Annotated in this window: 15 protein-coding genes; 9 read left to right on the forward strand and 6 right to left on the reverse strand. The window is 70.7% G+C overall.

The window, feature by feature from the left end; all coding sequences use genetic code 11:
- Positions 1–7 precede the first annotated feature (7 nt).
- Positions 8–832 (reverse strand): sugar phosphate isomerase/epimerase family protein, encoded by an 825-nt coding sequence (locus tag RF644_RS07185; protein WP_368795994.1) that lies wholly within the window; start codon positions 830–832, stop codon positions 8–10.
- A 168-nt stretch (positions 833–1,000) separates the two neighbouring features.
- Between RF644_RS07185 and RF644_RS07190 the strand changes: the two genes are divergently transcribed.
- Positions 1,001–1,720 carry an alpha/beta hydrolase gene (locus RF644_RS07190; RefSeq protein ID WP_368795995.1) on the forward strand — a complete coding sequence of 240 codons (720 nt, stop codon included), beginning with the start codon at positions 1,001–1,003 and terminating at the stop codon, positions 1,718–1,720.
- A 262-nt stretch (positions 1,721–1,982) separates the two neighbouring features.
- Here RF644_RS07190 and RF644_RS07195 read toward each other — a convergent pair whose 3' ends face one another.
- Together RF644_RS07195 and RF644_RS07200 are read right to left on the reverse strand one after the other, a co-directional pair.
- A complete protein-coding gene (locus tag RF644_RS07195; RefSeq protein WP_095650922.1) occupies positions 1,983–2,759 on the reverse strand; it encodes an HAD-IIA family hydrolase in 777 nt (258 codons plus the stop codon).
- A gap of 177 nt (positions 2,760–2,936) precedes the next feature.
- The gene (locus RF644_RS07200; RefSeq protein WP_368795996.1) at positions 2,937–4,232 is read right to left on the reverse strand and encodes a heparan-alpha-glucosaminide N-acetyltransferase domain-containing protein; all 1,296 of its coding nucleotides are present in this window, start codon (positions 4,230–4,232) and stop codon (positions 2,937–2,939) included.
- A gap of 600 nt (positions 4,233–4,832) precedes the next feature.
- Between RF644_RS07200 and RF644_RS07205 the strand changes: the two genes are divergently transcribed.
- The 5 genes from RF644_RS07205 (at position 4,833) to RF644_RS07225 (ending at position 8,003) form a co-directional block, all read left to right on the forward strand.
- Positions 4,833–5,330 (forward strand): hypothetical protein, encoded by a 498-nt coding sequence (locus RF644_RS07205; protein ID WP_368795997.1) that lies wholly within the window; start codon positions 4,833–4,835, stop codon positions 5,328–5,330.
- Positions 5,327–5,983 carry a three-helix bundle dimerization domain-containing protein gene (locus RF644_RS07210; protein WP_368795998.1) on the forward strand — a complete coding sequence of 219 codons (657 nt, stop codon included), beginning with the start codon at positions 5,327–5,329 and terminating at the stop codon, positions 5,981–5,983. The genes RF644_RS07205 and RF644_RS07210 overlap by 4 nt, the downstream gene beginning before the upstream one ends.
- Positions 5,980–6,666 (forward strand): low molecular weight phosphatase family protein, encoded by a 687-nt coding sequence (locus RF644_RS07215; protein WP_368795999.1) that lies wholly within the window; start codon positions 5,980–5,982, stop codon positions 6,664–6,666. The genes RF644_RS07210 and RF644_RS07215 overlap by 4 nt, the downstream gene beginning before the upstream one ends.
- Before the next feature lie 247 nt (positions 6,667–6,913).
- Complete coding sequence (locus RF644_RS07220; RefSeq protein ID WP_368796000.1) at positions 6,914–7,126, forward strand: hypothetical protein; 213 nt, start codon at positions 6,914–6,916, stop codon at positions 7,124–7,126.
- Positions 7,127–7,733: 607 nt separating this feature from the next.
- Positions 7,734–8,003, forward strand: a complete 270-nt coding sequence (locus RF644_RS07225) for a hypothetical protein (RefSeq protein WP_368796001.1) — start codon at positions 7,734–7,736, stop codon at positions 8,001–8,003.
- A 27-nt stretch (positions 8,004–8,030) separates the two neighbouring features.
- Here the strand turns inward: RF644_RS07225 and RF644_RS07230 are convergent, their stop codons facing one another.
- A complete protein-coding gene (locus RF644_RS07230) occupies positions 8,031–8,870 on the reverse strand; it encodes a helix-turn-helix transcriptional regulator (RefSeq protein ID WP_368796002.1) in 840 nt (279 codons plus the stop codon).
- Between the two features lie 259 nt (positions 8,871–9,129).
- Between RF644_RS07230 and RF644_RS07235 the strand changes: the two genes are divergently transcribed.
- Positions 9,130–9,936 (forward strand): DUF3159 domain-containing protein, encoded by an 807-nt coding sequence (locus tag RF644_RS07235; RefSeq protein WP_368796003.1) that lies wholly within the window; start codon positions 9,130–9,132, stop codon positions 9,934–9,936.
- 41 nt (positions 9,937–9,977) lie between these two features.
- Positions 9,978–10,934 (forward strand): SDR family oxidoreductase, encoded by a 957-nt coding sequence (locus tag RF644_RS07240; RefSeq protein WP_368796004.1) that lies wholly within the window; start codon positions 9,978–9,980, stop codon positions 10,932–10,934.
- A 124-nt stretch (positions 10,935–11,058) separates the two neighbouring features.
- Here the strand turns inward: RF644_RS07240 and RF644_RS07245 are convergent, their stop codons facing one another.
- Positions 11,059–11,628, reverse strand: coding sequence for a GNAT family N-acetyltransferase (locus RF644_RS07245; RefSeq protein ID WP_368796005.1), 570 nt, complete (start codon positions 11,626–11,628; stop codon positions 11,059–11,061).
- A gap of 171 nt (positions 11,629–11,799) precedes the next feature.
- The gene (locus RF644_RS07250) at positions 11,800–12,540 is read right to left on the reverse strand and encodes an IclR family transcriptional regulator (protein ID WP_368796169.1); all 741 of its coding nucleotides are present in this window, start codon (positions 12,538–12,540) and stop codon (positions 11,800–11,802) included.
- Between the two features lie 253 nt (positions 12,541–12,793).
- Here RF644_RS07250 and RF644_RS07255 point away from each other — a divergent pair, with 253 nt between their 5' ends.
- Positions 12,794–13,306, forward strand: coding sequence for a tripartite tricarboxylate transporter TctB family protein (locus RF644_RS07255; protein ID WP_368796006.1), 513 nt, complete (start codon positions 12,794–12,796; stop codon positions 13,304–13,306).
- Position 13,307: the final 1 nt, after the last annotated feature.

A 13,307-nucleotide genomic window follows, 5' to 3' on the forward strand; every position in this document is an offset into this window, starting at 1 on the left:
ATGGGTTCTACAGCAGTGACGTGATGTGCGCGGCGGCCACGCGGGCGGCCGCCGGGCGCTGGTCGTGGCTGACGTCGCGGGTCTCGAGCTCGAGCGAGAAGTGGCCGGTGTACCCGACACGCTCCAGAGCCCGCAGGCCGGCGGCGAAGTCGGCCTCGCCGTTGCCGATGCTCAGGTTGATGTTTCCCGCGGTGGCGTCGCGCAGGTGCACGTGGGTGAGCTGCTCGGCGAAGCTCTCCACGAAGCGCACCGGATCCCCGCCGGAGGCCACGATGTGGCTGAAGTCCATGACCACACCCACGCCGGTGCCCTCGAGCTCGTCCGCCAGCCGCCGCGCGCGGTCCTCGTTCCAGCACAGCCGGAAGAAGTGCAACGACTCGCACCACAGCTCGACGCCGGCCGCCGCGGCCCGCCGGGATGCCTGGGCCAGTTCCCCGGCCACCGTGCGGATGTCCTCCTCGAGGGAGCGGATCGGCTCGTGGTCCAGCGCCCCGCAGGGCAGGACGAGGGCCTCGGCGCCGACGGCGGCCGTGAGCTCGAGGAGCATGTCGAGGTGGTCCGCGCGCTCTGCACGCTGCGCCTCGTCCAGGACCACGTTGAGATCACCCACGTCCCCGTTGACCGAGCGCACGCGCAGACCCGAGTGGTGCACGTCGGCGGCGACCTGCTCGACGGCAGCGGCGTCCAGCACGTAGGGGACGTGGTCGCAGACCCCCGGCAGGGCCCCCAGATCGATCTCCTCGAAGCCGAGCCCTCCAATGGTGCGCAGCGCCTCGGGCAGCGGCTGGTGCCGGAAGCTGATGGACGAGCAGCCCAACCGGGAAGAGATCATGCGATGCGGTCCTTGCCTGTAGCCGTCGAGAACGTGTGCTGTGCATCACGCTATCGCGGCCGACTGTTGACAGTCAACATTCGTCATCTCGGTGTGACTCTTTCGTCAGGAAGCCAAAGGGCTGCGCCCAACCCGCGCGGGGACCACAGACCCTGGAATGCTGACGTCATGAACTCACCACAGTCCTCGGCGGATCGCGCTGTTACCTCGGCCGAGACCGCCACGCGCCCCGCCGAGCCGGACCCGGCCACGCACGTCATCGTCCTTCCCGGAGGCGGGTACGCCGGTCACGCCGACAACGAAGCGGAGCCCATCGCCGAGTGGCTCGGGCAGCTCGGACTGTCAACGAGCGTGTTTCGCTATCCGGTGCACACCAGGCACCCGGGTCCGCTGGAAGCGGTACGGGCCGAGATCCGCCGGATCCGGACGAACGGTGCCGAACGGGTCGCCCTGCTCGGATCGTCCGCCGGCGGGCACCTGGCCGGCCATGCCGCCCTGAGCGCTGCACCCTCCGCCCTCGAGCGAGTCGACGCGGTGATGCTCTGCTATCCGGTGGTGTCCATGGAGCTCAACACCGACAAGGGCAGCCAGGAGGAACTCCTAGGTCCCTCCCCCAGCACCGAGGAACGGGTCGCAACGTCCCTTGACCGCCTGGTGACCACGACGGCACCACCGTTCTTCATCTGGCACACCGCCGACGACCCGTCAGTGCCGGTGCAGCACTCCTACCTTCTGGCTCTGGCCCTGGCACACGCGGACGTACCCCACGCTCTGCACGTCTTTCCCGCAGGGACGCACGGCCTCGGACTGGCCGAGGGCAGCGGGGAGCCAGAAGCCTGGCCGGGACTGTGCGCGGCATGGCTGTCCGCATTGGGATGGCCGCGGTGATCCCGGCGCGACACCGCACCGACGGGACCGGAGCGACTGGGCAGGAGGAGGGCAGCAGCAAGGATGTCCATCGCTTGCCGGCCTTGAACCGGGCCTGACGCGACGTCGTCGAAACGATCCGTGTCCGGCCCCGGCGTCCACAGGCCAGCCGGCGGCTGCGCGACCACACCCCCGGGCCGGGGCTGTGGCCACTGCCCGGGGGAGGACGAACAGACGTCAGTGGATGGCGCCCCGGGTGACCGAATGGTGGTGGGGTCCTGTGTCAGATGAGCTCGATGACGTCGGCGATCGAGTCCCGGACCCGTCCGGGGCGGTACGGGTAGGTGGTGATGTCGGCGGCTCGGGTGGACCCGCTCAGCACCAGGATCGTCTCCAGCCCGGCTTCGATACCCGCGACGACGTCGGTGTCCATCCGGTCCCCGACCATCACCGTGGTCTCGGAGTGGGCCTCGATGCGGTTCATCGCACTGCGGAACATCATCGGGTTGGGCTTGCCGACGAAGTACGGAACGGCACCGGTGGCCCGAGTGATCAGGGCCGCGACCGCACCGGTCGCCGGCAGCGGCCCCTCGGCTGAGGGTCCGGTGGCGTCCGGGTTGGTCGCGATGAAGCGCGACCCGGACTCGATCAGCCGGATCGCCTTGGTGATGGCCTCGAAGGAGTACGTCCGGGTCTCCCCCAGGACCACGTAGTCGGGGCTGACATCGGTGAGGGTGTAGCCCACTTCGTACAGCGCGGTGGTCAGGCCCGCCTCACCGACCACGTACGCCGAGCCACCGGGGACCTGGTCGGCGAGGAACCCGGCGGTGGCCAGTGCCGAGGTCCAGATCGACTCCTCGGGCACGGTCAGCCCACTCTTGGCCAGCCGGGCCGCGAGGTCTCGGGGGGTGTAAATCGAGTTGTTGGTCAGCACCAGGAAACGGCGTTCCTGGTCGACGAGGCGCTGCAAGAAGTCAGCGGCGCCCGGAAGGGCCTCGCCCTCACGGACGAGCACCCCGTCCATGTCCGTCAACCAGCACTCCGGACGGGAACGATCCATGACCACACCTCCTGAGATTCGTCATCAACTGTCGACGATGCTACTGCCGGCACCTGATGCCCTCCCTGCGCCCTTCCCACGCCCTGTGCACGGTGACCGGCATCGTCCGTCATCGACGCCGAGGGCAACTGGCCTGTCGGATCGCCCGGTGTCCGTCGGCGTGCAGATGCCGTGCTGTCAGCGCGTGCGCCGCCCGGCGAGGACCAGGCGGCGGGTGAGGCCTGCGCCACGGGCCACGACGCGTTCGAGAGGTCCCTGTCCGAGGGTGCGGTGCCAGGCGGTGGCGAAAAGCGCGGCCACCCCGATCTGGAGGAAGATCCACAGGTAGGGCTGGTCGTAGTGCACCTCGGCGGACAGGGCCAGCAGATGAGCCGAGTACAGGGTGAGGGTCATGGTGCCCATCGCGCTCAACGGCAGCAACCAGCTCCCGAAGCGGCGGGTGAGCAGGAGGAAGCCCCCGAGCACGGCCGCCCCCGAGCCCAGGCCCATCGCCAGGGCCAGGGGCGTGTTGGTGTGCGGACCCGCAATCGCCAGCCACCACCAGGTGGTGGTCGGCAGCACCGGGTCCGGGCCGAAGACGATGATGTCGTCGATCCCGTCCTCGGTCAGGGCCGGGGTGTGGGTCATGAGCTGGTCGTAGCCGCCGGCCTGGAGGATCAGCACCCAGTAGGCCAGCCACGCCACCACGGCGACCCCGAGGCCGACCAGCAGCAGGCCGACCTGCACCTGGATGCCGGCCAGGTTCAGCCGCCCGATCCCCAGACCGACCAGCAGGTAGGCCAGGTACGGCAGGGCCGGATAGGTGCCGGTCAGCAACAGGTGGGCGAGGGTGGCCCCGGGGGCGGCGGCCAGGTCGGCGAAGCCGGGGTTGAGCGCCGCGGCGGCCGGCAGGGCCTCACGGGTGGCGTGCATGAGCACCGGGGCGGCCAGGGCGAACACCGCCGCCCAGCCGAAGAGGGCCTTGGCGGACAGGCTCAGGAACGGGATGGCCAGGACGAAGAAGGTCCCGTAGTAGATCAGGATGTTGATCGCCGGGATCTCCTCGGCGGTGGCGCCCGGGATCAGCGGGTTGATCGCCAGACCCAGGGCGGTGATCAACCCGGCCCGGACCAGGATCCCGGCCCGGGTGGCGGTCATCGCCCGGCCGGTGTGGGCGGTGCGTCCTCCGGAGGTGAAGGCCAGGCTCACCCCGGCCAACAGCGCGAACAGGGCGGCGGACCGTCCGGCGAAGAGCGTCCACTGGGCGGTGGGGGCGAAGGTCTCCGGGTCCCAGGCGGGCAGGATGTGGATGGAGACCATGCCGATCAGCGCCAGGCCGCGGGCCGCGTCGATCCCGACCAGCCGCCGCTTGCCGCCGGCGGCGGCCGCAGCTTCCGTGGCGTCGTCGGAGGTTCCCGCGTAGGCGGTCCCCCACGGTGTGGTCGCGGCGGTTGCTGAGGCAACGGGCATCGAGTGGCGATCGGATTCGGTCATGACAGGTATGGGCCCCCAAATGGTGTGCCGGTGAGCCCCCTGCCCCCCGATCCGGACCGGCGGGTCCAGGACATGTACTACCCGATCAGCCGTCGATATGCCCTGGTTATCAGAACCCTGTGTCGAGGCTGGGAATCGGGCGCTGACCTGGGCGGATCGATTGGACAGTCCCCTGCTCCCCCGTCGGGCTCCTGGCGCTGGCGCAGGGAGTGGGCAGGCCATCCTGGGCGTTCTGCGCCGGCTGACGACTACCGCGCAGCACCGTCCCGGCACGCGACGGCGACCGCGGGGCCGGGCGCCCGGACACTTCGGGGTGACGCACGGCACCTGTTGTCCATCCGGCGGCCACCGGGAGGTCATCGACGCGTCGCAGACTGGGGGTGTGCCGGCACGGAGCCAGTGCCAGGACAGGGCCCGCCGGGTGAAACCCGGCTGCGCCTTTCGCGGCCCTGGCACCGCTGTCACAGGGGGATCCAAATGGCGGCGCGCTGCCACACGGCACGGGACACCGCGAGCATGTCGCACCGGCAGTTCTGTGCGGTGACGTTGCCGTGCCGAAACGCACGTGAAGCTGGTGGGCGGCCAACACGGGGGGATGCCATGACCGAGCAGAAAACCGATCTCCGGGGCCTGCGGGCCGGAGTCCGCCTGTTCGTGTTCACGACCCCCACTGCAGTGGCGGTGCTGGCGGTGGTCACCGACACCCCGGCGGTCATGATCCTGATCGCGGTTCCCGGGGCCGTGGTGGGCGCCGTGCTGCACCAGGAGCGACGTCGGATCACCGATCAGCCCGCCGTCGGCGGCCCGGTTCCGGGGCCAGCCGCTCGACCCGGTCCCGGACAGTCGATCACGTCCGCCCCGGAGGCACCCCGCTGGACGGCCGGAAGGGACAAGAGGGTCGGCGAGCCGGAGTGGCATGCCGGTGATCCGCGTCACCTTCTGTCCATCCCCCGGTCATCCGGAAGTCATCGCCGCGTCGCACACTGGGACGGCGCCGGCACACCACGACCACATCGGACCAGCGGCTCCGTGCACTGGAGCTGCTTCGCGACCCGGAACGAGACGCCGGGGGACGATCAGCACAGGGGGACACCATGACCGAGCAGGAGACGGACCTGCAGGACCCGCGGGTCCTGCACCGGGCCGCCGAGCACCTCACCGACCGCTACGCGGGGGTGTTCTTCCCGGAGCTGATCGAGCGCTGCGTAGCCGAGTGCCATACGGATCTGGCCCGGGAGGCGAGGATCCCGACGTATTTGGCCCCGATGGCCCTGCACGGTGCCGCCGACCGGCTGCGGACCCTGGCCCGTGAGGACAACCGGGGCCGGTCCGTGCGCCAGGTGCTGTTCGTGGACGACGACGACACCGGTCCGGCCGCCGTGGCCGCAGCCCTGCTGGCCGCACACGCCGGGGCGGCGGTGGTGACCCGCTCGGCCGGCATCAGCCCGGGCGCCGCCCGGGACCAGCACGCGGTGCGGCTGCTGGCCGAGCACGGGGTCGACCCGGCCACCGCAGCCCCGAAACCGCTCACCGACCCGATCCTGTCCGCCGCCGACTGGGTCATCGTCTTCGGCGACCAGCGACTCGGGCCGGTGGGCGAGGGCACCCACTGTCCGTCCTGGCCGACACCTCCAGCCCTGGGTGCCGACCGGGACGCCGAAGGCATCGCCGAGCTCGAGACCCGGGTGCAGGCCCTGTGGTTGGAGATCACCGCCGGCACCGGCCCTGAACCCGCCCGGGGGCGGGCATGAGCGAGCCCACCGACCCCGTTGTTCCTGCCGACTCGGCCCAGCCCCTGGACGCCCATGTGCTGGCGCGCACCGCCGAGCACCTGGCGCAGCGTTACGCCGGGGTGTTCTCCGCCGATCTGGTAGAGCGGATGGTCTTCGAGTCCTACGCGGCCCTGGCCCGCACCGCCCGGGTGCGCGCGCACCTGGCGCCGCTGGCCGGGCACTTCGCCGCCGACCGGCTGGCGGCCCTGGCCCACGCCCGGGCCACCAGCACGGCCGACCCGCGGCATGCGGGGGTGCCGCAGGTGCTCTTCGTCGGCGAGCACGACACCGGACGCGCCCAGATCGCCGCGGCTCTGCTGACCCACCACGCCGGCGACACGCTCACGGTCCGTTCCGCGGGTCTGCTGCCCGGAACGGCACTGGAACCGCACGTCGTCACGGTGCTAGCAGAGCGCGGCGTCAGCACCGAGGACCTGTACCCGAAACCGGTCACCGACGACGTGGTGGCCGCGGCGGACTGGGTCATCACCTTCGGCACCCTCGACGGGATCCCGGTCCCGGCCGGGGCCAACCACCAGGACTGGGACGTCGTGGACGTGCTCGAGGTCGACCCGGCGGCGGTGGCTGCCGTCATCGACGAGCTCGACGACCGGATCCAGGTCCTCTACGAACAGATCCGCGCCCACCCACCGGTGCCATAGCGCGGCCACGGCTCCGCTCCGGCGGGAGGAGGCCTGCACTTGCACCGGTTCACCATCGTCGTTGTCGGTGGTGTTGAGCAACTCAACTGGGCCTTGCGGGCGATCTACCCCCAGCTGGGGTCTGCCTGCGGCCGGAGGCCGACATCTCTGTGGCCTCGGTGGGGTGTGAGCAACTGCACCCCATCAGCCGCGGTACAGGCCCCGGAACGGTCAGAGCAGACAGGTGCCGGATTCTAGGATCGAGAGCATGGCCCTGGATCTGGAACTTCTCACGCTCAGCACTGCCCTGCTGCTGGCAGCGGCCCTGTGGCCGGCGCTGACCCAGGCCGCACGCCGCCGACAGCTGACCACGACCGGCCGGCGGCTCCGGGGCCCGCGCGCCACCCTGCTGAGTTTTCTCGGGCCCGTCGCCCTGACCGCGGCCGCGATGGCCCTGATGGTGGCCGTCCGCTTCCTCTGAGCCCCTGCCCCGGGAGCTGACTGCCAGGTCGACCACCGGTTGACCTGCCCCTTCGCCGAACACGCAGCCGCGGACGGTCGGCGCGTCCGCTAGCAGGACAACCGGGCCGCACACCGGGCGGTGCTGGGGGCGTCGTTGCGCGTCCACCATCCGTCCATCCACCGCTCACCGGCTGGTCATGGCCGTGCTCCAGGCTGGGAGCTCAACGCGATCTGGAAAGGGGTTGGACACCATGGCTGACACCGTGTCGTCCATCGACGACCTCACCACCGTGCACGTCGGGAACAGGCTGGAGGCCTGGTCCCACGGGGTGCTGCACCACCTCGGGATCGTGGAGGAGAAACTGCCCGAACTGGGGGGTGCTGTGGATCCGCGAATCCGGCACCGGCCAGCGCAAGATGCTCGACGTGCTCAGCTATGACCTGCGGGTGCGCTGACCCCCCGACCAGCAGAGGACATCGCACCGAGACGGTTTCCGGGTACAAGGGACAGTTCTCGTTCACCCTGTGGGCCAGAGCCACGGAGAACGCGCCGGGAGGTTCCCGGCCGTCTCCGCGAAAGTTCCGCGCCCAGCAAGAGCAGCCTCTTCCGGCACAAGGACACGATCATGAGCGCATCCACCACCCTCACCTCGGATCGGAGCGATCCAGCCCGATCCCCCGGTCCGCACCGCAGGGTGCGCTCCTGCCTGGGACCTGAGGAGGGGTTCCCCGATGAGCTGGGTGGCCTGAGCCTGGCCGAGCTGCAGGTGCTGCACTCCCGGATCTGCCGCCAGCTCGACAGGGAGTACCTCACCACACCGCACGGACCGCACCCCTGCACCACCGACCGGCTCCACGACGTCCTGGGCGAACTCGACGCCCGCGACAACGCCTGAGCCGGCAGCCGTGCCGCACGGCACGTGTCAGCTGATCTCCTGCGTGCCGAGGACGGAGAGCAGTTGCAGCTTGTCGTAGCTCTCGGTGCCCGGCACCGCGGTGTACACCAGCAGCAGGTGTGACTGCTGCGGGTCCAACAGCGTCTGGCAGTTCAGCTCCAGCGCCCCGACCTGCGGATGGACGAAGCGCTTGACCTCCTCGGGCCGGACACCGACCTCGTGCGCTTCCCACAGGTCCCGCAGCTCCTCGCTGCGCGCCAGGGCCAGCTCGGCCAGCTGCGCCGCCCGGGAGGCGGGCCCGCGCCGGGTGACGAGCGTGCGTAGGTGCGAGGCGTACAGGCGGGAGAGAAACGCATGGTCCTCGGGCGCGTACAGCGCCCGGGCGCCAGGGTCGGTGAACCAGCGGTAGCCCAGACTGCGGGCCGGGCCGGTGTATCCGGTGGCGTCGCCGGTGAGCGCGACGCCCATCGGGGTCTGGCGCAGCGTCTCGCCCAGCTCGGTGACGATCTCGGCAGGGGTGTCGACCAGACGGTCGAGGATGCGCAGCAGGCCAGGGCTGATGTGCTCGCTGAGCGCTCCGCGCGCGGGCGGGTGGTGCCCGGCGAGGCGGAAGAGGTGATCGCGCTCGTCCAGATTCAGGTGCAGGCCCTGCGCGATGGCGGCGATCATCTGCTCGGAGGGGCGCGGGCCGCGCTCACGCTCCAGGCGGGCGTAGTAGTCGGTCGACATGTGGCACAGCGCCGCGACCTCTTCACGGCGCAGGCCGCGGGTCCGCCGGCGCCGCCCCCGCGGCAGACCCACGTCCTCCGGCTGCAGCGCCTCGCGCCGCCGGCGCAGGAACTCCGCCAGCCCCGCCCGATCAATCACTGCTCTGTCGATTCCTGCCCGGTCGGTCATCGGCCCACCTCTCCGTCGACTCAGGGCTCCTCGTCCCTCCCGCTCATTCGTACAGCACAGAACCACCCCTCAGCCACGGCCCGCCGATCCCACCTTGAGCCGGCACAGCGAACGGCACCACCACACCGGGCGCGGCGGGTTCGCGCCAGGGGTGGATCGACAGGCCCTGGTTGGGGTCGGCGCCTCGGCCGAGGCTGGAGGCACATACCGACCCATCCAGGAGGACACCGTGGCCGATCCATCGCCCGTCGACGCCCGCCGGCCTCAGGACCCCCGGCCCGGCAAGGAGCCGTTCAGCCACACCCGTCCCGGCGAGGCAGCGCCCAGTGCCAGCGCGCGAGCGCGCCGCGTGCTCGCGCTGCCGGAGCCCGTGGAGCGCTCCGCGGGACGCGCCGTCGCACACCGGAGCCTGGACCGCTTGGGCGGACCGGTCGGTCTGGCAGTGGCCGCGGCCCCGACCATCGCTTTCGTGGCCGCCGAGGCCGTCGCCGGGCTCGGCACGGCACTCGTCGCACTGGCCGTGACCGCGGTGCTGGCCTGCGCGGTGCGCCTGGCGCGCCGCGAGCCGCCCGGGGTCGCGGTCGCCGGGGTGCTGGTCGCGGCCGTCTGCGCGGGCGTGGCGGCCCTCGCGGGCGAGGCGCGTGCCTTCTTCCTGCCCACCACGCTCCTGCCGGCGGTCTTCGTCGCGGCCCACGTCCTCTCGCTGATCGCGCGGTGGCCGCTGATGGGCATCGTCGTCAACCCGCTGGTCGGCGGGCCCAGGGCTTGGCGCGAGCACCGCGAGCTGCGCCGTGTGTACACCGTGAGCACGCTGGTCATCCTGGTCATGGCCGGCGCGAACCTGCTCGTGCGGGTGCTGTTCTACCTCGAGAACCAGCTCGCGGTCCTGGCCGCGATCCAGGTCGGCGTCCCGGCGCTGTTCGCCGTCCACTTCGCCGTCACCGTGGTCCTCGCCCGCCGCGCGGCGGGCAGGCCCACCACCGGGTCCACGCCGGCACCCTCCGCCCCGCTCGCCCCTGACACCATCCGACCCTGATGCCGTCCACGCCCGCTCACCACGATCACAGGAGCAACGTCATGCCTCGCACACCCCAGTTCACCGTGCCCGATCTGCCCGGGCGGCGCGCCGTCGTCACCGGAGCCAGCGACGGGATCGGCTTCGGCATCGCGCGCCGGCTCGCCGCCGCCGGCTCCGAGGTGGTCCTGCCGGTCCGCAACCGCGCCAAGGGCGAAGCCGCCGTCGCCCGCATCCGTACCGAGCACCCGACCGCCCGGGTGTCACTGCGCGAGATGGACCTGTCCTCGCTGCGCTCGGTGGCCGCCCTGGGCGAGCAGCTGCACGGTGAGGGGCGCCCCATCCACCTGTTGATCAACAACGCGGGGGTGATGACCCCGCCGGAGCGGCAGGTCACCGCGGACGGGATCGAGCTGCAGCTGGGCACCAACCACCTCGGGCACGTTGCGCTGGTGGCGCACCTGCTGCCGCTGCTCGTCGCGGGCCGGGCCCGGGTCACCTCACAGATCAGCATCGCGGCCAGAAGCGGGGAGGTGAACTGGAGCGACCTGAACTGGGAGACCTCCTACGCCGGCATGCGCGCCTACAGCCAGTCGAAGATCGCCCTGGGCCTCTTCGGGCTCGAGCTGGACCGGCGCAGCAGCGCCGGCGGCTGGGGCATCACCAGCAACCTCTCACACCCTGGTGTCGCCCCGACGAGCCTGATGGCGGCGCGGCCGGAGATCGGCAGGGAGCGGGACACCCCCCACATCGCCGTGATCCGCCGCCTGTCCCGCGCGGGGATCCTGGTGGGTACCGTCGACAGTGCGCAGCTGCCGGCGCTGATGGCAGCCACCTCGCCGCTGGCACGCGGCGGGCTGTTGTACGGGCCGAAGGGACCGGGGAACCTCGGCGGCGGCCCGGGCGAGCACGCCCTGTTCCGCCCCCTGCGCGATCTGCAGGCGGCCGAGCGCATCTGGAGGGTCTCCGAGGAGCTCGCCGGGGTCTCGCTCGCCACTTTCGCGCCGGCGTCGTGGTGAGCACTGACGTCGGAGCCGACACCACAGTTGTGGGCATCAATGAGTGATGAGCCCGCCTCGAACCCCGAGCGTGCGTTCTACCGTCCGTGCCCAGAGGATCCTCGGGGAGAGGGAAGGCGGTCCTTCACCCACGTGACGTCGTGCGGCTCATCGAGTAGACGATGGGACCTGCCGGGATCGCAGTGATGGCGGTGGTGGCAAATCCAAGACGTCGGTAGAGGTGCACGTTTCGTTCGTCCGAGGTCTCCAGGGCGACGGGCTCACCGGGCCGGTCAATCATGGACAGGCCCGCCGCGATGACCGCTGTTCCCAGAGCGGCGCCTTGCTGGGCAGGGTGAACGCCGACCGTCTCGAGAGTCCATGAGCCCACCGGGGCGGCAGGCAGGTCCAGGCCTGCGAGGGCAGTCAGACGTGCCCCGAGGAGTTCTGCGATCCGACGCTGTGTCGGTGCAGGTGGGTCCGCCGCATCCGCCGGGGGGAAAGCGGCGACCGCGCTCACCTGCTCGTCCACGAGCACGATGCCGTGCTCGAGGGTGTGCGACAGATACAGTCGCTGGATCTCCTCCAGACGCGTGCGGCAGCCGTCTGCGGGAACGGTCCACCGCGTCCACGAGTACGTCCCGAAGGCTGCGGCGAGGACCCGTGCCGCGGCGTCCAGGTCAGAAGTCGCAGCGGGGCGGATGCGGGGACTCATGGCTGGTTCTTCTGGACGTCGAAGGGTGGTGCCAACAGCCGGCCGACCCCACAGCACAGGTCAGCGGATCTCATGATCGTCACGGGCACATCCGCGGCTGGGCACCCAGGCTCGTCGGCTGCTCCCCTCCCCAGAACCTGGTGACCACCGGTTGTGCCGCGGTCCCCGGCGTCAGTACACGACGCCTTCAAGGAGTTCGGAGAGTCTGCGAGCCGCCCGTCTGAGTTCCGGCACCTGGGCACGCAGGTCTTCCTGGGGGTAGGCCTCGACGGGAGTGGTGAGGGCGATGGATTCGGTGACGACGCTTGTGGGGCGGGGGACAGCCACTGCGGCGGACATCACGCCACTGGCGCGTTCGTCCACGGAGAAGGCGTAGCCCTCCTCAGGGTCAGGCAGTCGGGACTTGAGCACTTCCAGGTCGAAGGAGGCTTCTTCCTGGCGTCGGTCCACGGCGGCTTCGGCGATGTGCTGGAGCTCCTCGTCGGGCAGATCAGCGATCAGGATCTTTCCTGCCGCCCCCCGGGTCAGAGGCAACCGCTTGCCCAGGGGCAGGTCGTAGCGCAGCGGGTTGTCACCGTCGACGCGGGCCACGAGGATGCGCTCCAGCCCCAGGCGGGAGTACAGAGATGCAGTGAGGTGGGTCTGTGTGGCCAGTTGCAGCAGGATCGGCCGGGCCGCCAGGAGCAGCGGGTCGTTCTCGAGGAAACTGCGGGCGGCCGGCAGCACGGCCGGGCCGATCCGGTAGTTCTTCTCGGTCTGGCTGACCAGCCCGTAGTCCTGCAGCACGCGCAGCAATCGCAGGGTGGTGGGCAGGGTGATGCCGCAGCTGCGGGCCAGCTCGCTCAGGCGCTGGGGACGGTCCGAACGCTGCAGCTGCTCGAACACGTCGAGGGCCCTGGACAGGGACCGCATCGTGGTGGCGGCTTTGCCGGCCACAGATCCGGGTGGGGCAGAAGGGTCATCAACCGTCGACATTCTTTCATTGTATGGAAGTCCGGTTCACATCGGAGACCCTTCGCCGGCCCAACCGCACTGATCCCCGACATGAGCGAACCCCTCCCCTGTGGTTGACGTCACTGCGTGAGCCGTGTCACCATTCCTTCTACGCAATAGTCTTCCACACAATGAAACTATATTTCAGCCAATGAAGGAGTGCGGGTATCCGATGACGACCGAGTCACCGACGACCGAGATTGCGCCGACACGGTCCCGCCCACGGCCGGCGCGCTCGGTGCTGATCGCCCAGGCCGCCTTCCTGCTGCTGGGCCTCTACGTGCTGTACAGCTCCCTGGAACTGGGGCTGTGGACCACGCTGGGTCCGGGCGCGGGACTGTTCCCGTTCGCGATGGGCGCCGTGCTGACCCTGATGTCGCTGATCTGGATCCTCCAGGAGCAGCGCGCTCCCTCCACCCCGCGGGAGGAGGTCGAGCTGTCGCAGGTCGCCGCCGTGATCGGCAGCCTCCTGGTGCTGGCCGCGGTGCTGCCCTTCCTGGGGTTCCAGGTCGCGTTGCTGCTGTTCCTGATGTACCACCTGCGGATCCGCGCCCGGCTGGACTGGGTGAAGTCCCTGGTCATCTCGGTGGCCGGCAGCGTCGGGGTCTTCTACCTCTTCACCCTGGGCTTGAAGGTCTCCCTTCCCGTGGCCTCCATCCCGCCCTTCAGCCTGATCGGACTGTGAC

Origin of the sequence: Kocuria sp. CPCC 205258 (assembly GCF_040981005.1) — a bacterium.
GTDB lineage: Bacteria > Actinomycetota > Actinomycetes > Actinomycetales > Micrococcaceae > Kocuria > Kocuria rosea.